Here is a 16,880-nt window from a genome sequence, read left to right on the forward strand (position 1 = left end):
TTACGCATTCCGCACGCGGTGTCAGACCGCCGTGGGATCGAACTCCGGGATCGGGTGCACCTCGACCGGGTCGTTGCCCGGCTTGCCGCCGGGGCCGGGACACGCGGAGGCGCGCGCGGCGATCTCGTACGCCCGCTCCTCGCTCTTCACGTCCACGACCCAGTACCCGGCCAGGATCGGGCCCTTCACGGCCTGCCCGTCGGTGACCTGCGGCTTCCCGTCGGAGCCCGCCCGTACGGTCTTGGCCAGGGAGGGGCCGCCGAGCCCACGCGCCTCGACCATCTCGCCCGCCGAGGTCAGCTCGTTGTTGAGGGTCTCCATGTGGGCGAACATCGCCTTCATGTCGTCCTTGCCGTAGGACGACATGACGGAGTCCCACTCGTCGGCGTTCACGTTCATCTGGATCATGTACAGCATCTGTCCGCGCTCCTTGGGCCGAGTCGTTTCTTGCGGTGCTGTGGGGTAGACCGCCCCTCCCACCGAAACTCATCGGCCCCGCGCCCGCTAGGGGAGCGCCAGCATCCGCTCCAGCGCCAGCTTCGCGAAGCTCTCCGTCTCCCGGTCGACCTCGATCCGGTTGACCAGCGTGCCCTCCGCCAGCGACTCCAGGGTCCACACCAGGTGGGGGAGGTCGATGCGGTTCATGGTCGAGCAGAAGCAGACCGTCTTGTCGAGGAAGACGACCTCCTTGTCCGGGTGCGCGTTCGCGAGCCGCCGTACGAGATTCAGCTCGGTGCCGATCGCCCACTTCGAACCGGCCGGGGCCGCGTCCAGGGCCTTGATGATGTACTCCGTCGAGCCGACCTCGTCCGCCGCCGCGACGACCTCGTGCTTGCACTCCGGGTGCACCAGGACCCGTACACCCGGAATCCGCGCTCGTACGTCCTCGACCGACTCCAGCGAGAACCGGCCGTGCACCGAGCAGTGCCCGCGCCACAGGATCATCTTCGCGTTGCGGAGCTGCTCGACGGTGAGCCCGCCGTTCGGCTTGTGCGGGTTGTAGAGCACGCAGTCGTCCAGCGACATCCCCATGTCGCGGACGGCGGTGTTGCGCCCCAGGTGCTGGTCGGGCAGGAACAGCACCTTGTCGCCCTGCTCGAAGGCCCAGTCCAGTGCCCTCTGCGCGTTGGAGGAGGTGCAGATGGTGCCGCCGTGCTTGCCGGTGAAGGCCTTGATGTCGGCGGAGGAGTTCATGTACGACACGGGCACCACGGAATCGGCGATTCCGGCGTCCGTGAGCACGTCCCAGCACTCGGCGACCTGCTCGGCGGTGGCCATGTCGGCCATCGAGCAGCCCGCCGCCAGGTCCGGCAGCACGACCTTCTGGTCGTCCGAGGTGAGGATGTCCGCGGACTCGGCCATGAAGTGCACGCCGCAGAAGACGATGTACTCCGCCTCCGGCTTGGCGGCCGCGTCGCGCGCGAGCTTGAAGGAGTCGCCGGTCACGTCGGCGAACTGGATGACCTCGTCGCGCTGGTAGTGGTGGCCGAGGACGAAGACCTTGTCCCCGAGCTTCTCCTTGGCCGCGCGGGCGCGCTCCACCAGGTCCGGGTCGGACGGGGACGGCAGGTCGCCGGGGCACTCCACGCCGCGCTCGCTGCGCGGGTCGGCCTCGCGGCCGAGGAGCAGCAGGGCGAGGGGAGACGGCTGGACGTCGAGCTCGACGGCCTGGCGGGGCTGGGCGGTGGTCACGACACGCACCCTTTCTGTTCTGCGAGATGCGAGAGCGGCCCGGAGGATGGAGCGACGGGCCTTTTCGTCAAAACGACGCTATCTATGATAATCCCTTCACGTCAGTTTGACGATGCCGATCTCGTCGGTGTGACGAATTCCCGGTGGGGCGCACCCGGCCGCCCGGGCGGGTTCCCGGGGCGGGTTCCCGCCCCACCGCCCCCGCCCCGTACCGATTTCGGTGTGCGAGCATGAAAGAAGCACCACACACGCTCAGGCCCGGAATGAATCCGCGGCCCCGCCGGTTGCAACCGTCGGCAAGCAGTCCGTACAACCCGGGAGAGATGTAGATGTCCGTTCAGGACGACAAGACCACCGTGAGCGACGGCATTCTCCTGTCCGACGCCGCCGCGGCCAAGGTGAAGGCCCTGCTGGACCAGGAGGGTCGTGAGGACCTGGCGCTCCGCGTCGCCGTGCAGCCCGGTGGCTGCTCGGGCCTGCGGTACCAGCTCTTCTTCGACGAGCGCTCGCTCGACGGCGACGTCATCAAGGACTTCGACGGTGTGAAGGTCGTCACCGACCGGATGAGCGCCCCGTACCTGGGTGGCGCCTCCATCGACTTCGTCGACACCATCGAGAAGCAGGGCTTCACGATCGACAACCCGAACGCCACGGGCTCCTGCGCCTGCGGCGACTCGTTCAACTAGCAGGACGACAAAGGCGGTTGGCGCGGACCTCGCAGTCCGCGCCAACCGCCTTCGTCATGCCCGGCCGCTCCGGGCGGATCCGGCTGATCTGGCTGGTCCCTCAGCCCTTCGGGACGGCCCGCCCGTCCTCACCGACCACCTGACGCCCGTCGACCGGCCTGCTCAGCTCCACCGAAGCCGTCAGCTTCTTCGCGATCGCAATGCAGATCCGGTCGGGGTCCGGGTTGCTCTCCACGACCCGCACCTTCACCGTGCCGCCGTCCTCCACGGCCTTGGCGGCGTACTCGCTGCACACCCCGCCCCAGAAGGTCAGGGTCAGTTTCCTGCCGTCCGTCGTGTACGTCTCGACCTTCCGGTCCGGAATCGTCCCCGGTGCAGGTGTGGGCGAGTCCTTCCGCGGCGGCTCGGGCGACGTCAGGAACTTCGGGTCCACCGCCGGATACGTCACCGTCCCGGCGGCCCCGCCACCCTCCTGCTCCACCCGCAGCAGCCACGACGGCACCAGCATCTGCTGCCCGTCCGCGTACTGGACCGCGAGGCCGAACGTTGCGGATGCGACGTTCACCGTCCGCTGCGGGTTCTTGCGCGGCTCGCACGGCAGGATCTTCCCCACCGGCGGCCCCGGCTCCTTCGTCGCCCCCGCCGTCTCCTTCTCCCGTACGGGCACGGGGTCGGCGCAGCCCCCGATGTCGGGCCGCGTCCAGCGCCCCGCCCGGTTCAGCAGCTCGATCGCCCGGTCCGCCCCGATCGTCGGGTACGCGGCGCCCTTGCCCAGCGACTTCAGGTTCCCGCTGCCGCCCACCACGCTGCCGTCCGGCCCCACCGGGATGCCGGTCGTCCAGCCGTACGTCGGCAGACCGTCGACCACCGGGTCCGCGTTCACCACCCGCGAGCCGCCCAGCACCTGCGTCGCATCCAGCTTCGCGCCGTCCAGCCCCAGCGCCGCGAGCACCGGGGCGGCGGCCTTCCTCGCCGCCTCCTCGCTCACCGGCGTCCCCGACGTGCACTGCTTGCCCCGCAGACAGTCCACGCTGCCGGTGCCGTCCGGCCGGGAGTGCCGGGCGAAGGTCCAGGTGCCGGGCGCCCGCTGCGTCACCCGCAGCTGCGACCCCGTGCCGTCCGGCAGTGCGCCGACCGTCCAGGAGCCGCCGGTCAGCCTCGGGGTGCCCTCGACGCCCAGCGCCTTCGCGAGGCGGGCCACCTCGTCGGCGCCGACCGCGCCCTGCGCCCGGTACACCGGGGCCGTGGCGGGGGCCTTCGGCAGCGTGCCGGGCGCCTTGTAGACCACCGGGCCGCGCCCGTTCGGGTCGGGCTCGCCCGGGGCGATGCCGGTCGGCCCCGCGCCCGTACCCGTACCGCCGGACGTGGCGTCCGTACCGCTGCCGAGGGAGAGCGGGGGAGGGGAGCCGCCGGGCGCACCGGGGCTGCTCGGCGCGCCGCCGTCGCCCGCCGCGGACGCCCAGTACGCGCCCCCGCCGCCGACCAGCAGCACACCGGCCACCACCGAGGCCGTGACCAGCGGAATCCGCCGCCGGGGACCGTCTTGCGTCTGCTGCTCGCTGCTCACCGGAACGCTCCTTCGCCCGCGCCGGACCCACGCCGCCGCCGGATGCCTTCCCTTGCAGGAGACACCGGTGTGACGGCGCACACCCGCGCACGGTTCCCCGAAGACGCGCCGTCAGGCCCCGTACTCGGGCATCGCGCCCACCAGCCGGGCCGAGGCGGAGGGCACCACGACCCCGTGGATCAGGGACGCGGGAACGCTCTCGGTGACCGTCGCCGGGACCGCCCAGTGCGGCACCATGCGCGCGCAGTCCCCGTGCAGCCGGGCCCAGTCCCCGTCGGCGTCGGCGAGGGGCTGGCGGGAAGGGACCCTGACGCTCTGCTCGTGCATACGTGGAACTCCCGTGCTCAAGGGGCCGCCGAAGCGCGAAACCCCGGTCTCCTCGCACCGTATGCACCTGCGAGGTCAACTAAAAAGCCCTACTATCGGGTAGTTTTGCCGCTTCGGTCGAGCGGGTCGCAACCGGTAGCGTGAAGCGTCGTCTTCTTCGTACCGTCATCCCCCCAGGGAGCAACCCCGCCGTGCGTATCGCAGTCACCGGCTCCATCGCCACCGACCACCTCATGACCTTCCCCGGCCGTTTCGCCGACCAGCTGGTCGCGGATCAGCTGCACACGGTCTCCCTCTCCTTCCTCGTCGACAACCTCGACGTGCGGCGCGGAGGCGTCGGCGCCAACATCTGCTTCGGCATGGGGCAGCTCGGCACCAAGCCGATCCTGGTCGGCGCGGCCGGCTCCGACTTCGACGAGTACCGCGCCTGGCTCGACCGGCACGGCGTGGACACCGCCTCCGTCCGCATCTCCGAGGTCCTGCACACGGCCCGCTTCGTGTGCACCACGGACGCCGACCACAACCAGATCGGCTCCTTCTACACGGGCGCGATGAGCGAGGCCCGCCAGATCGAGCTGAAGTCCGTCGCCGACCGCGTGGGCGGCCTGGACCTGGTCCTGATCGGCGCGGACGACCCGGAGGCGATGCTCCGCCACACCGAGGAGTGCCGCTCGCGCACGATCCCCTTCGCCGCGGACTTCTCGCAGCAGATCGCGCGCATGTCGGGCGACGACATCCGCACGCTCCTCGAAGGCGCGACGTACCTCTTCTCCAACGAGTACGAGAAGGGCCTCATCGAGTCGAAGACCGGCTGGACCGACGCTGAGATCCTCGCCAAGGTCGGCCACCGCGTCACCACGCTCGGCTCGCGCGGCGTGCGCATCGAGAAGCTCGGCCTGGAGCCGATCGAGGTGGGCTGCCCGGAGGAGGACGCGAAGGTCGACCCGACCGGCGTCGGCGACGCCTTCCGCGCGGGCTTCCTCTCGGGGCTGTCCTGGGGCGTCAACCACGAGCGGGCGGCGCAGGTCGGCTGCATGCTCGCCACGCTGGTCATCGAGACGCTGGGCACGCAGGAGTACACGCTGAGCCGGGCCCACTTCATGGAGCGCTTCACGAAGGCGTACGGGGACGAGGCGGCGGCAGAGGTCCAGAAGCACCTGGGCTAGTCGCTGCTTCTCCGGTACGGGGGCGGGGCGGGCCCCTTCGGACGCGCACCCGGCACGGGGGCTGGCCAAGGGGCGGCACCGGGCGGGGCCGGGAGCGGGAGGGGCCGCCCCCTTGCCCGCCCGTCCCGCCCCCGGGGGGCGGCCCCGCCGCCCAAGGGGGCTGGGGCCAAGGGACTACTGGGTGCGGCGGATCACGTAACGGCCCTCCTCGGGCTCGCCCACGTACTCCTGGCCGCGCATTCCGCACCAGGCCGGGATGTCCAGGCGGGCCGCCGTGTCGTCGGCGAGGACGGTGACCGTGCCGCCGACCGGCACGGTCCCGATCACCTTCGCCAGCTCGATCACCGGAATCGGGCAGCGCTTCCCCAGTGCGTCCACGACCACCGCGTCCCGGCCCGGAACACTCCCGGCCGCCCCCTCGGGCGCCCCGAGCGCCCCCCGTACCCCTGCCACCGCCCCCGGCAGCACCCGCAGGAACCGCTCCACGTCCTCCGCCGCGGCCCCCCACGGCAGCGACACCCGGACGTTCCCCTCCGAGAGCACCCCCATCGCCCGCAGCACATGACTCGGCGTCAGCGTGCTGCTCGTGCAGGAGGAGCCCGAGGACACCGCGAAGCCCTCCGCGTCCAGCGCGTGCAACAGGCTCTCCCCGTCGACGTACAGACAGGAGAACGTCACCAGGTAAGGCAGCCGGTGCTCCGGGTCGCCGACCACCTCCACGTCCGGCACCCCCTCGCGCACCCCCGCCCGGATGCGCTCCACCAGCCCCCGCAGCCGTGCCGCCTCCGCGTCGGCCTCCGCCCGCACCGCCCGCAGCGACGCCGCGGCCGCCACCACGGCGGGCAGGTTCACGAAACCGGGGGAGCGCCCCGCCTCCCGCTCGTCCGCCGGTCCCTGCGCGGCGAACCGCACACCCTTCCTGACCACCAGCAGTCCGACCCCCGCCGGACCGCCCCACTTGTGCGCGCTCGCGGCCAGCAGCGACCACGGCCCGGCCACCGGCCCCCACCCCAGCGACTGCGCCGCGTCCACCAGCAGCGGCACTCCTGCCTCCCGGCACGCGTGTGCGACCTCCTCCACCGGCTGGAGGGTGCCGACCTCGTGGTTGGCGGACTGCAGACACGCCAGAGCGGTCCCCTCCACCTCCACGGCCCGTACGAAATCGGCCGCCGTCACTGCGCCCGCGGCCGACACCGCCACCTCCGCCGCCGACCCGCCGCCCGCCACATGGGCGTCGGCCGAATGGAGCACGGAGGAGTGCTCGACCGCGGAGTGGACCAGACGGCGGCCGACACGCCGACGCGCGGCGAGCGCCCCGGCAATTCCCGTGTGCACCGCATGCGTTCCCGAAGGGGTGAAAACCAGCTCGTCCGGGCGGCAGCCCACGGCCTCCGCGGCCGCCTCACGGGCCGCGTCCAGCAGCATCCTGGCCCGCCGCCCCTCCCGGTACAGCCGGGCCGGATCGGCCCACCCCTCGTCCAGGGAGGCAAGCAGCGCCTGGCGGGCGACGGGGTGCAGGGGAGCGGCGGAGGCGGCGTCGAAGTAGGGCACGCGGCCACGCTAGCCGCCGGGTGCGCCCGGCCCCCTACCGCCATCGGAGGAGGGTCCGTCAGTTCCCGCGCGGAGGCACCGCTTCCGCCCGCGAGCGGCGGCGGAGCCACCCCTTCGGGGAGCGGTGCGGCGCGTTGGGCACCCTCCCCGCGCGACCCCAAATAGCGTCCAGTAGGGTTTGGTCCGCATAAACATCCAAACCCCTGCCCGCGTCAGGGCCGGCGACCGACCTAGACAGACGGCCGCAGCCACACACGCGCGGGCGAGACTCTCGGGAAGGCGCTACGTGAGTCCCAACGGCTCCGACCGCTCGTCGCGGCGCCCGATGCGGCGGAAGCTGCTCCAGGTGCTGACCGCGGGCGTGGTCCTGGCGACCGCCTCTGGTTGCTCGTACACATGGGAGGACTTCCCCCGACTGGGGATGCCCACCCCGGTAACGGAAGAGGCGCCGCGAATCCTCTCCCTCTGGCAGGGCTCGTGGGCGGCTGCGCTCGTCACGGGCGTGCTGGTGTGGGGCCTGATCCTGTGGAGCGTCATCTTCCACCGGCGCAGCCGCACCAAGGTCGAGGTACCTCCGCAGACCCGCTACAACCTCCCCATCGAGGCCCTGTACACGGTCGCACCCATCATCATCGTCTCGGTGCTGTTCTACTTCACCGCCCGCGACGAGTCGAAGCTCCTGCATCTCGACGAGAAGCCGACGCACACGGTCAACGTGGTCGGCTACCAGTGGAGCTGGGGCTTCAACTACGTCGAGGACGTGGACGGCAACACCGCCACGGGTCCCCAGACGGACCCCAAGACCAAGCTGAAGACCGGCGTTCCGAAGGAACTCGGCGCGATTCCGGACCGCTTCACCAAGCAGTTCCCGGACGGCGCCGAGGGCGTCTACGACTACGGCATCCCCGGCACCCGGAACCCCGAGAACGGGAACCCCGGACCGACGCTGGTGCTGCCCAAGGGCGAGAAGGTCCGGTTCGTGCTGACGTCGCGTGACGTCATCCACTCCTTCTGGGTCGTGCCGTTCCTGATGAAGCAGGACGTCATCCCGGGCCACACCAACGCCTTCGAGGTGACCCCCAACAAGGAGGGCATCTTCATGGGCAAGTGCGCAGAGCTCTGCGGCGTGGACCACTCCCGGATGCTCTTCAACGTGAAGGTCGTCTCCCCGGAGGAGTACCAGCAGCACCTCAAGGACCTGGCGAAGAAGGGTCAGACCGGATACATCCCGTCCGGTATTGAGCTGACGAACCCGGCCCGGAATGCGGAGACGAACAAACTGTGAGCATCCTCAACGAACCCAAGGGTGCCGCGGCAGCAATCGACTCGTCGGAGAACGAGCTGCCGGTGCGCCGCAAGGAGCCGGGAAACATTGTGATCAAGTGGCTCACCACCACTGACCACAAGACGATCGGCTCGATGTACCTCATCACGTCGTTCGTGTTCTTCATCATCGGCGGCGTCATGGCGCTCTTCATGCGCGCCGAACTCGCTCGTCCCGGCACGCAGATCATGTCGAACGAGCAGTTCAACCAGGCGTTCACGATGCACGGCACGATCATGCTGCTGATGTTCGCGACGCCGCTGTTCGCCGGATTCGCGAACTGGATCATGCCGCTGCAGATCGGCGCGCCCGACGTGGCGTTCCCGCGGCTGAACATGTTCGCGTACTGGCTGTACCTCTTCGGCTCGATCATCGCGGTGGCCGGCTTCCTTACCCCGCAGGGTGCGGCCGACTTCGGCTGGTTCGCCTACTCCCCGCTGTCGGACGCGGTCCGTTCGCCGGGCGTCGGCGCCGACATGTGGATCATGGGTCTGGCCTTCTCCGGCTTCGGCACGATCCTCGGCTCGGTCAACTTCATCACCACGATCATCTGCATGCGCGCTCCCGGCATGACGATGTTCCGCATGCCGATCTTCACCTGGAACGTGCTGCTGACCGGTGTTCTGGTCCTGCTCGCCTTCCCGGTGCTGGCCGCCGCGCTGTTCGCCCTGGAGGCGGACCGTAAATTCGGTGCCCATGTATTCGACGCCGCAAATGGCGGAGCGATTCTCTGGCAACACCTCTTCTGGTTCTTCGGACACCCAGAGGTGTACATCATCGCCCTACCATTCTTCGGAATCATTTCCGAAGTGATCCCGGTCTTCAGCCGCAAGCCGATGTTCGGCTACATCGGTCTGATCGCCGCGACCATCGCGATCGCCGGCCTCTCGGTCACCGTCTGGGCCCACCACATGTACGTGACGGGCGGCGTGCTGTTGCCGTTCTTCTCCTTCATGACATTCCTCATCGCAGTGCCCACCGGTGTGAAGTTCTTCAACTGGATCGGCACGATGTGGAAGGGCTCACTGTCCTTCGAGACCCCGATGCTCTGGGCCGTCGGCTTCCTGATCACCTTCACCTTCGGTGGTCTGACCGGCGTCATCCTGGCCTCGCCCCCGATGGACTTCCACGTCTCCGACTCGTACTTCGTCGTCGCGCACTTCCACTACGTCATCTTCGGCACCGTGGTCTTCGCGATGTTCTCCGGCTTCCACTTCTGGTGGCCGAAGTTCACCGGCAAGATGCTGGACGAGCGGCTCGGCAAGATCACCTTCTGGACGCTGTTCGTGGGCTTCCACGGCACGTTCCTGGTGCAGCACTGGCTGGGCGCCGAGGGCATGCCGCGTCGTTACGCGGACTACCTCGCGGCCGACGGCTTCACCGCGCTGAACACGATCTCGACCATCAGCTCCTTCCTGCTGGGTCTGTCGATGCTCCCGTTCTTCTACAACGTGTGGAAGACCGCGAAGTACGGCAAGAAGATCGAGGTCGACGACCCCTGGGGCTACGGCCGTTCGCTCGAATGGGCGACGTCCTGCCCGCCGCCGCGGCACAACTTCCTCACGCTGCCGCGCATCCGGTCCGAATCCCCGGCGTTTGACCTGCACCACCCGGAGATCTCCGCGATCGACCAGCTGGAGAACCACCGGGACAACGGCATCGAGCCGCTCGCTCTCAGCTCGAAGGAGTCCGGCAAGTGAAGATTCAAGGCTGGCTCTTCATCTGGCTGAGCGTGTTCGTCGGGATCATGGCCGTCGTGTACGGCGTGTGGTCCAAGGAGCCCGCGGGCACCACGGCACTGGTCCTGGCCTTCGGCCTGAGCCTCATGATCGGCTTCTACCTGGCCTTCACGGCCAAGCGGGTCGACTCCATGGCCCAGGACAACAAGCAGGCCGACGTCGCGGACGAGGCCGGCGAGCTGGGCTTCTTCGCCCCGCACAGCTGGCAGCCGCTCTCGCTGGCGATCGGCGGCGCGTTCGCCTTCCTCGCCATCGCGATGGGCTGGTGGCTGCTGTTCTTCTCGCTGCCGCTGATCCTGGTCGGTCTGTTCGGCTGGGTCTTCGAGTTCTACCGCGGTGAGAACCGCACCCAGTAGCACTCGCTGCGAGGCACCTCGATGAGGGGCCCGTGCACCGGAACACTCCGGAGCACGGGCCCCTCATTCGTTTGCAGTCACTTGCCGGTGTTCAACGCGCTTGATCTGACGATGCTTCATATTGTGTGATCATGAGCCACGCACCCCGCGCCCGGACGGTCCTGAGCTGCACCCTTCTGATCGCCTCCCTCGGGGCGGGGCTGACCGCCTGCGGCACGCCCGAGAGCAGCCCGCTCGCCTCCCCGCCGTACGACGCGGCGCGGCAGATCACCTTCAACGGGCAACCCGGAAGCACGGACGTCGACCCGGAGAAGCCCCTGGAGGTGACCGCCACCGGCAAGGACGGCCGGATCACCGACGTCGTCGCCGCGGACGCGGCGGGCCGCCAGGTGGCGGGCGAACTCTCCGCCGACGGCTCCCGCTGGCACTCCACCTCCCCGCTGGCCGCCGGCGCCGAATACACCGTCAGGGTCAGCACCGAGGACCAGGAGGGCGCACCGGGCGTGCGCAGGCTGGGCTTCAAGACCGCCCCCGGGAAGAAGGCCCTCAAGGTCGAGTTCGGGCCGGACGCGGGCACCTACGGCGTCGGACAGCCCGTCACCGCGAAGCTCAGCGCCAAGGTCAAGGACCCGCGCGCCCGCGCGGTCGTGGAGCGCGCCCTGAAGGTCGACTCCAAGCCCGCCGCCGAGGGCTCCTGGTACTGGGTGGAGGACGACCTCCTGCACTACCGCCCGCGCGCCTACTGGCCCGCCGGAGCGACGGTGCGGGCGCACAGCAACCTGGAGGGCATCAAGGTCGCGGGGGGCCTCTACGGAGCCGCCGCGACGCCCCTGAAGCTCACCATCGGCGACAAGGTCGAGGCCATCACCGACGCCTCGTCGCACTACATGACGGTCAAGCGCAACGACAAAGTGATCAACACCATTCCGGTGACCACCGGAAAGCCCGGCTACTCCACCCGCAACGGCGTCAAGGTCGTACTGGGCAAGGAGTACTTCGTACGGATGCGCGGCACCAGCATCGGCATCCCGACCGGCACCAGCGACTCCTACGACCTGCCGGTCTACTACGCGACCCGCGTCACCTGGAGCGGCGAGTACGTGCACGCCGCGCCCTGGTCCACCGGCTCGCAGGGCTACGAGAACGTCAGCCACGGCTGCACGGGCATGTCCACCGGCAACGCCGAGTGGTTCTACGACACCGTGCGCGAGGGCGACATCGTCAAGGTCGTCGGCAGCTGGGGCGACACCATGGACCCGTTCGGCAACGGCTTCGGGGACTGGAACATCGACTGGAAGAAGTGGCGCAGGGGCAGCGCCCTGCTCGCCGTCACCGAGGAGCAGCGCGACCGCGTCCACACCCCGCGCCTGCGCCCCCAGGTCTGAGGACCCGGGGGCACGGGGGGACGGCGTGCGGCCACGTCCGTACGGGACGCGTACGAGCCCGTACGGGACGCCTACGAGTCCGTACGGGACGCTTCAGAGCCCGTACGCGGCCGCCTCAGGCCCGGACGGCGGGCGCCGCGGACCTGGCGAGCCGGGAACGCAGCAGGGCCGCCAGCGAGGCGGCGAACTCCACCGGCTCGACCGGCAGCGTCACCGCGGCCTCCGCACGGCTCCAGGTGGCCAGCCAGGCGTCCTGCGGGCGCCCCATCAGGAGCAGTACGGGCGGGCAGTCGAAGACCTCGTCCTTGATCTGCCGGCAGACGCCCATGCCGCCCGCCGGGACGGTCTCGCCGTCGAGCACGCACACGTCGATGCCGCCGGCGTCCAGCGCCTTGAGGACGGCGGGCAGCGTGGCGCACTCCAGGAACTCGACCGGCGGTACGTCGGCGGCCGGCCTGCGACCGGCCGCGAGCCGCACCTGCTCGCGGGTGTTGGCGTCGTCGCTGTAGACCAGCACCGTGGCGGTCGGCTGCTGCATTGTTCCTCCGTGACGTCCGGTTACGCGGTGATCTCGGGCTTTTCTGGGCTCTGCAGGCGGCTGCTGGGGCCGGTTCCGATGCGCGGATGCTACTCCGTCAGACCCTCCGCCCACACCGGTTCGTACGGCTCTTCGATGGGCCGTTCGGGCAGGACACACCCTCTTGACACTCCGAACGGCACCCCCCGGGGTGAGGGCGGGATAAGCGACCGACATAATGTCGGTCGTGGCGACAGCAACGACAGTAGATACCGGGCACGCGCACCCGTCGGTCAATCGACCGAACCTCACCAGCGTCGGAACCATCATCTGGTTGAGTTCCGAGCTGATGTTCTTCGCGGCCCTCTTCGCGATGTACTTCACCCTGCGATCGGTGACCGGTCCCGAGTTCTGGGCGGAAAAGGCCTCGGCCTTGAACTTCCCGTTCTCGCTGACCAATACCTCGATCCTGGTCCTCTCCTCCCTCACCTGCCAGCTCGGCGTCTTCGCCGCGGAGCGGGGCGATGTGAAGAAGCTCAGGACCTGGTTCATCATCACGTTCGTGATGGGTGCGATCTTCATTGGCGGCCAGGTGTACGAGTACACCGAGCTGGTCAAGCACGAGGGCCTCTCGCTCTCGTCGGACCCGTACGGCTCGGTGTTCTACCTGACGACCGGCTTCCACGGACTGCACGTGACAGGCGGCCTCATCGCCTTCCTGCTGGTCCTCGGCCGGACATACGCGGCCAAGCGATTCACCCACGAGCAGGCCACCGCCGCCATCGTCGTGTCGTACTACTGGCACTTCGTGGACGTCGTCTGGATCGGCCTGTTCGCCACGATCTACATGATCAAGTAACCAGGGGCCTAGGCCCGCACACACTTCCCGCATCGACGCAGAAGATCCTGACACCGGGGTAATCCGTGAAAAAGCTCTCCGCACGACGACGCCATCCGCTGGCGGCGGTCGTCGTCCTACTCTTCGCGCTGGCGGCCACTGGGGGGCTGTACGCCGCGTTTGCGCCTGCGGGCAAGGCGCAGGCCGACGAGACCGCCCAGTCCCTCGCCATCGAAGAGGGCAAGAAGCTCTACGCCGTCGGCTGCGCAAGCTGCCACGGAACCGGCGGTCAGGGCACCACTGACGGCCCGTCCCTCGTGGGCGTGGGCTCCGCCGCAGTGGACTTCCAGGTCGGCACCGGCCGTATGCCGGCGCAGCAGCCCGGCGCCCAGGTGCCGAAGAAGAAGGTCATCTACACGCAGGCGCAGATCGACCAGCTCGCCGCGTACGTGGCCTCTCTCGGCGCCGGCCCGATCACGCCGACCGAAAGCCAGACCGACCCGAGCAACGCCGACGTCGGCAAGGGTGGCGAACTGTTCCGCACCAACTGTGCGCAGTGCCACAACTTCACCGGCGAGGGCGGCGCCCTGACGCACGGCAAGTTCGCCCCCTCCCTTGAGGGCGTCTCGCCGAAGCACATCTACGAGGCCATGCAGACCGGCCCGCAGAACATGCCCTCCTTCCCGGACAGCACCATGCCGGAGAAGGAAAAGAAGGACATCATCGCGTACGTCAAGGCCGTGAACGGCGAAGAGACCCCGAGCCCCGGCGGCTTCGGACTGGGCGGCCTCGGGCCGGTCAGTGAGGGTCTGTTCGCCTGGATCTTCGGTCTGGGTGCGCTCATCGCAGTTGCCGTCTGGGTCGCGGCCCACACCGCTAAGGCCAAGAAGTCATGAGTAGCCAAGAGAATCCAGAAGAGGCCCTGCCTGCTGAGCAGGGCAACGCGCACGGCGAAGTAGCGCCCAAGGACGATCCGTTCGCGGACCCGGGCCTGCCGCCGCACAAGCCGCGCATCCAGGACCTCGACGAGCGGGCCGCCAAGCGGTCCGAGCGCGTCGTCGCCTTCCTGTTCACGCTGTCGATGCTCGCGACGATCGGCTTCATCGCCTCGTTCGTCGCGTTCCCCATCGACAAGATCGTGTACGTGTGGCCGCTGGGCCACGTGAGCGCGCTCAACCTCTCGCTGGGTCTGACGCTCGGCATCGCCCTCTTCTGCATCGGCGCGGGCGCGGTCCACTGGGCCCGCACCCTGATGTCCGACGTGGAGGTCGCCGACGAGCGTCACGCGATCGCGGCCACGCCCGAGGTCAAGGCCAAGGTCATGGCCGACTTCAAGGCGGGCGCCGAGGAGTCGGTGATCGGCCGTCGCAAGCTGATCCGCACCACGATGTTCGGTGCGCTGGCCCTGGTGCCGCTGTCCGGCGTCGTGCTGCTGCGCGACCTCGGTCCGCTGCCGGAGAAGAAGCTCCGCGAGACGTCCTGGGACAAGGGCAAGCGTCTGATCAACCAGAACACGATGGAGCCCCTGCGGGCCGAGGACGTCGTGGTGGGCTCGCTCACCTTCGCCATCCCGGAAGGCCTGAAGGAGGACGACCACGAGTTCAACTCGAAGATCGCCAAGGACGCCTTGATGATCGTCCGCATCCAGCCGGACGAGATCAAGAACAAGCAGCAGCGCGAGTGGGCGGCCGAGGGCATCGTCGCGTACTCGAAGATCTGCACCCACGTGGGCTGCCCGATCAGCCTGTACGAGCAGCAGACGCACCACGTGCTCTGCCCGTGCCACCAGTCCACCTTCGACCTGTCCGACGGCGCCCGCGTCATCTTCGGCCCGGCCGGTCACCCGCTGCCGCAGCTGCACATCAAGGTGAACGACCAGGGTTACCTCGAAGCCATGGGCGACTTCGCCGAGCCCGTCGGTCCTGCCTTCTGGGAGCGCGGATGAGTACTGCGACGACTACCGAATCCAAGCCGCAGCAGAAGGCGCCCGCCGGTGAGCGGGTCGCGGACTGGGCGGACGGCCGGCTGGGGATCTACTCCCTCGCCAAGGCCAACATGCGCAAGATCTTCCCGGACCACTGGTCCTTCATGCTCGGCGAGATCTGCATGTACAGCTTCATCATCATCATCCTCACGGGTGTGTATCTGACGCTGTTCTTCCACCCGTCCATGAACGAGGTCGTGTACCACGGGTCGTACGCCCCGATGCACGGCATCCGCATGACGGAGGCCTACGCGTCGACGCTGGACATCAGCTTCGACGTCCGTGGCGGTCTGCTGATCCGGCAGATCCACCACTGGGGCGCGCTGATCTTCCTCGCGGCGATGTTCGTGCACATGATGCGCGTCTTCTTCACGGGTGCCTTCCGCAAGCCGCGCGAGGTCAACTGGCTGTTCGGCTTCCTGCTGTTCGTCCTCGGCATGTTCACCGGTTTCACCGGTTACTCGCTGCCGGACGACCTGCTGTCGGGCACCGGTGTCCGCTTCACGCAGGGCGCGATCCTGTCCGTGCCGGTCGTCGGCACGTACATCTCGATGTTCCTGTTCGGCGGGGAGTTCCCCGGCCACGACATGGTCGCCAGGTTCTACTCGGTGCACATCCTGCTGCTGCCGGGCATCATGCTCGGCCTGATGGTGGCGCACCTGATCCTGGTCTTCTACCACAAGCACACCCAGTTCGCGGGCCCCGGCCGCACGAACAACAACGTGGTGGGCATGCCGCTGCTGCCGGTCTACATGGCCAAGGCCGGAGGCTTCTTCTTCCTGGTCTTCGGCATCATCGCGATCATCGCGGCGGCGTTCACGATCAACCCGGTCTGGGCGCTCGGCCCCTACCGTCCCGATCAGGTGTCCACGGGCGCCCAGCCGGACTGGTACATGGGCTTCGCCGAAGGCCTGGTGCGTGTCATGCCGGGCTGGGAGATCAACCTCTGGGGCCACACGCTGGTCCTGGGCGTGTTCATCCCGCTGACCCTCTTCGGTCTGATCCTCGCCGTCATCGCGGTGTGGCCGTTCCTGGAGTCCTGGGTCACCGGCGACAAGCGCGAGCACCACATCGCACAGCGCCCGCGCAACAGCCCGACGCGCACCGCGTTCGGCGTCGCCTGGATCACGCTGTACTTCATCGGCCTCGTCGGCGGTGGAAACGACCTGTGGGCCACGCACTTCCACCTGTCGCTCAACTCGATCTCGTGGTTCGTGCGCATCGGCTTCTTCGTCGGTCCGGTCCTGGCGTTCATCATCACCAAGCGGATCTGCCTGGGCCTCCAGCGCAGGGACGCCGAGAAGGTGCTGCACGGACGCGAGTCCGGCATCATCAAGCGCCTGCCGCACGGTGAGTTCGTCGAGGTCCACGAGCCCCTGTCCGCGGACAAGCTGCACACGCTCACGGCGCACGAGCAGTACGCGCCGGCCGAGATCGGTCCCGCCGAGGACGAGAACGGTGTCACGCGCAAGGTCGGCCCCGCCGAGAAGCTGCGCGTCAAGCTGAGCAAGGGCATGTACGGCGAGGGCAACCAGATCGCCAAGCCCACCGCCGAGGAGTACAAGGAGATCACCAGCGGCCACGGCCACCACTGATCCCCGGCCGGTCCAGTGAAGTGAACTGAACCGGCGACTGTTCGCCACAGCCAAGAGCCCCGTCCGGACCCCGGACGGGGCTCTTCGCGCGTACCGGGGCTGGATAGGGTGGCCCCATCCCTTATCGGCATGCCCTTCGCCGGGCGCGTGGAC

At 68.9% G+C, this 16,880-nt stretch carries 16 protein-coding genes; 10 read left to right on the forward strand and 6 right to left on the reverse strand.

Going from position 1 to position 16,880, the window contains the following annotated elements; genetic code table 11:
* Positions 1-21: 21 nt before the first annotated feature.
* Together ACIO3O_RS30215 and nadA are read right to left on the reverse strand one after the other, a co-directional pair.
* The gene (locus tag ACIO3O_RS30215) at positions 22-417 is read right to left on the reverse strand and encodes a YciI family protein (RefSeq protein WP_401751370.1); all 396 of its coding nucleotides are present in this window, start codon (positions 415-417) and stop codon (positions 22-24) included.
* A gap of 87 nt (positions 418-504) precedes the next feature.
* On the reverse strand, positions 505-1,701 hold the full coding sequence (gene nadA, locus ACIO3O_RS30220) for a quinolinate synthase NadA (protein WP_401751372.1): 1,197 nt from the start codon (positions 1,699-1,701) through the stop codon (positions 505-507).
* A 320-nt stretch (positions 1,702-2,021) separates the two neighbouring features.
* On the opposite strand from nadA, the gene ACIO3O_RS30225 reads away from it, so the two are divergent.
* The gene (locus ACIO3O_RS30225; RefSeq protein ID WP_401751373.1) at positions 2,022-2,378 is read left to right on the forward strand and encodes a HesB/IscA family protein; all 357 of its coding nucleotides are present in this window, start codon (positions 2,022-2,024) and stop codon (positions 2,376-2,378) included.
* Between the two features lie 100 nt (positions 2,379-2,478).
* Here the strand turns inward: ACIO3O_RS30225 and ACIO3O_RS30230 are convergent, their stop codons facing one another.
* Positions 2,479-3,945: a hypothetical protein gene (locus ACIO3O_RS30230; RefSeq protein WP_401751375.1), complete on the reverse strand. Its 1,467-nt coding sequence runs from the start codon at positions 3,943-3,945 to the stop codon at positions 2,479-2,481.
* Positions 3,946-4,056: 111 nt separating this feature from the next.
* The gene (locus tag ACIO3O_RS30235; protein WP_401751376.1) at positions 4,057-4,272 is read right to left on the reverse strand and encodes a hypothetical protein; all 216 of its coding nucleotides are present in this window, start codon (positions 4,270-4,272) and stop codon (positions 4,057-4,059) included.
* Between the two features lie 191 nt (positions 4,273-4,463).
* On the opposite strand from ACIO3O_RS30235, the gene ACIO3O_RS30240 reads away from it, so the two are divergent.
* Positions 4,464-5,438 (forward strand): carbohydrate kinase family protein, encoded by a 975-nt coding sequence (locus tag ACIO3O_RS30240; RefSeq protein WP_401751378.1) that lies wholly within the window; start codon positions 4,464-4,466, stop codon positions 5,436-5,438.
* A gap of 174 nt (positions 5,439-5,612) precedes the next feature.
* Here ACIO3O_RS30240 and ACIO3O_RS30245 read toward each other — a convergent pair whose 3' ends face one another.
* Entirely contained in the window at positions 5,613-6,989 is a 1,377-nt protein-coding gene (locus ACIO3O_RS30245; protein ID WP_401751379.1) for a cysteine desulfurase/sulfurtransferase TusA family protein, read from the reverse strand.
* A gap of 286 nt (positions 6,990-7,275) precedes the next feature.
* On the opposite strand from ACIO3O_RS30245, the gene coxB reads away from it, so the two are divergent.
* The 4 genes from coxB to ACIO3O_RS30265 all read left to right on the forward strand — a co-directional run bounded on the left by coxB (position 7,276) and on the right by ACIO3O_RS30265 (position 11,793).
* Entirely contained in the window at positions 7,276-8,274 is a 999-nt protein-coding gene (gene coxB / locus ACIO3O_RS30250; RefSeq protein WP_401751381.1) for a cytochrome c oxidase subunit II, read from the forward strand.
* Positions 8,271-10,013: a cytochrome c oxidase subunit I gene (ctaD, locus tag ACIO3O_RS30255; RefSeq protein WP_401751383.1), complete on the forward strand. Its 1,743-nt coding sequence runs from the start codon at positions 8,271-8,273 to the stop codon at positions 10,011-10,013. The genes coxB and ctaD overlap by 4 nt, the downstream gene beginning before the upstream one ends.
* Complete coding sequence (locus tag ACIO3O_RS30260) at positions 10,010-10,408, forward strand: cytochrome c oxidase subunit 4 (protein ID WP_401751385.1); 399 nt, start codon at positions 10,010-10,012, stop codon at positions 10,406-10,408. The genes ctaD and ACIO3O_RS30260 overlap by 4 nt, the downstream gene beginning before the upstream one ends.
* Before the next feature lie 131 nt (positions 10,409-10,539).
* Positions 10,540-11,793, forward strand: coding sequence for an Ig-like domain-containing protein (locus ACIO3O_RS30265; protein WP_401751387.1), 1,254 nt, complete (start codon positions 10,540-10,542; stop codon positions 11,791-11,793).
* 115 nt (positions 11,794-11,908) lie between these two features.
* Here the strand turns inward: ACIO3O_RS30265 and ACIO3O_RS30270 are convergent, their stop codons facing one another.
* Entirely contained in the window at positions 11,909-12,331 is a 423-nt protein-coding gene (locus ACIO3O_RS30270; protein WP_401751388.1) for a hypothetical protein, read from the reverse strand.
* Positions 12,332-12,548: 217 nt separating this feature from the next.
* Between ACIO3O_RS30270 and ACIO3O_RS30275 the strand changes: the two genes are divergently transcribed.
* The 4 genes from ACIO3O_RS30275 (at position 12,549) to ACIO3O_RS30290 (ending at position 16,727) form a co-directional block, all read left to right on the forward strand.
* The gene (locus tag ACIO3O_RS30275; RefSeq protein WP_189821776.1) at positions 12,549-13,169 is read left to right on the forward strand and encodes a heme-copper oxidase subunit III; all 621 of its coding nucleotides are present in this window, start codon (positions 12,549-12,551) and stop codon (positions 13,167-13,169) included.
* A gap of 65 nt (positions 13,170-13,234) precedes the next feature.
* Positions 13,235-14,044: a c-type cytochrome gene (locus ACIO3O_RS30280; protein WP_189821775.1), complete on the forward strand. Its 810-nt coding sequence runs from the start codon at positions 13,235-13,237 to the stop codon at positions 14,042-14,044.
* The gene (locus tag ACIO3O_RS30285) at positions 14,041-15,093 is read left to right on the forward strand and encodes a Rieske 2Fe-2S domain-containing protein (RefSeq protein WP_401751390.1); all 1,053 of its coding nucleotides are present in this window, start codon (positions 14,041-14,043) and stop codon (positions 15,091-15,093) included. Before ACIO3O_RS30280 ends, ACIO3O_RS30285 begins: the two co-directional genes overlap by 4 nt.
* Positions 15,090-16,727: a cytochrome bc complex cytochrome b subunit gene (locus ACIO3O_RS30290; RefSeq protein WP_401751392.1), complete on the forward strand. Its 1,638-nt coding sequence runs from the start codon at positions 15,090-15,092 to the stop codon at positions 16,725-16,727. Before ACIO3O_RS30285 ends, ACIO3O_RS30290 begins: the two co-directional genes overlap by 4 nt.
* Positions 16,728-16,880 lie beyond the last annotated feature (153 nt).

The sequence above is a fragment of the Streptomyces sp. NPDC087440 genome (genome assembly GCF_044744005.1).
Taxonomy (GTDB): domain Bacteria; phylum Actinomycetota; class Actinomycetes; order Streptomycetales; family Streptomycetaceae; genus Streptomyces.

Bases quoted from the DNA above. Each gene is read 5' to 3' on its own strand.
- ACIO3O_RS30215 (WP_401751370.1), bottom strand. From the start codon at position 417: ATGCTGTACATGATCCAGATGAACGTGAACGCCGACGAGTGGGACTCC.
- ACIO3O_RS30225 (WP_401751373.1), top strand. From the start codon at position 2,022: ATGTCCGTTCAGGACGACAAGACCACCGTGAGCGACGGCATTCTCCTG.
- ACIO3O_RS30235 (WP_401751376.1), bottom strand. From the start codon at position 4,272: ATGCACGAGCAGAGCGTCAGGGTCCCTTCCCGCCAGCCCCTCGCCGAC.
- ACIO3O_RS30265 (WP_401751387.1), top strand. From the start codon at position 10,540: ATGAGCCACGCACCCCGCGCCCGGACGGTCCTGAGCTGCACCCTTCTG.
- ACIO3O_RS30270 (WP_401751388.1), bottom strand. From the start codon at position 12,331: ATGCAGCAGCCGACCGCCACGGTGCTGGTCTACAGCGACGACGCCAAC.
- ACIO3O_RS30275 (WP_189821776.1), top strand. From the start codon at position 12,549: ATGTCGGTCGTGGCGACAGCAACGACAGTAGATACCGGGCACGCGCAC.
- ACIO3O_RS30285 (WP_401751390.1), top strand. From the start codon at position 14,041: ATGAGTAGCCAAGAGAATCCAGAAGAGGCCCTGCCTGCTGAGCAGGGC.
- ACIO3O_RS30290 (WP_401751392.1), top strand. From the start codon at position 15,090: ATGAGTACTGCGACGACTACCGAATCCAAGCCGCAGCAGAAGGCGCCC.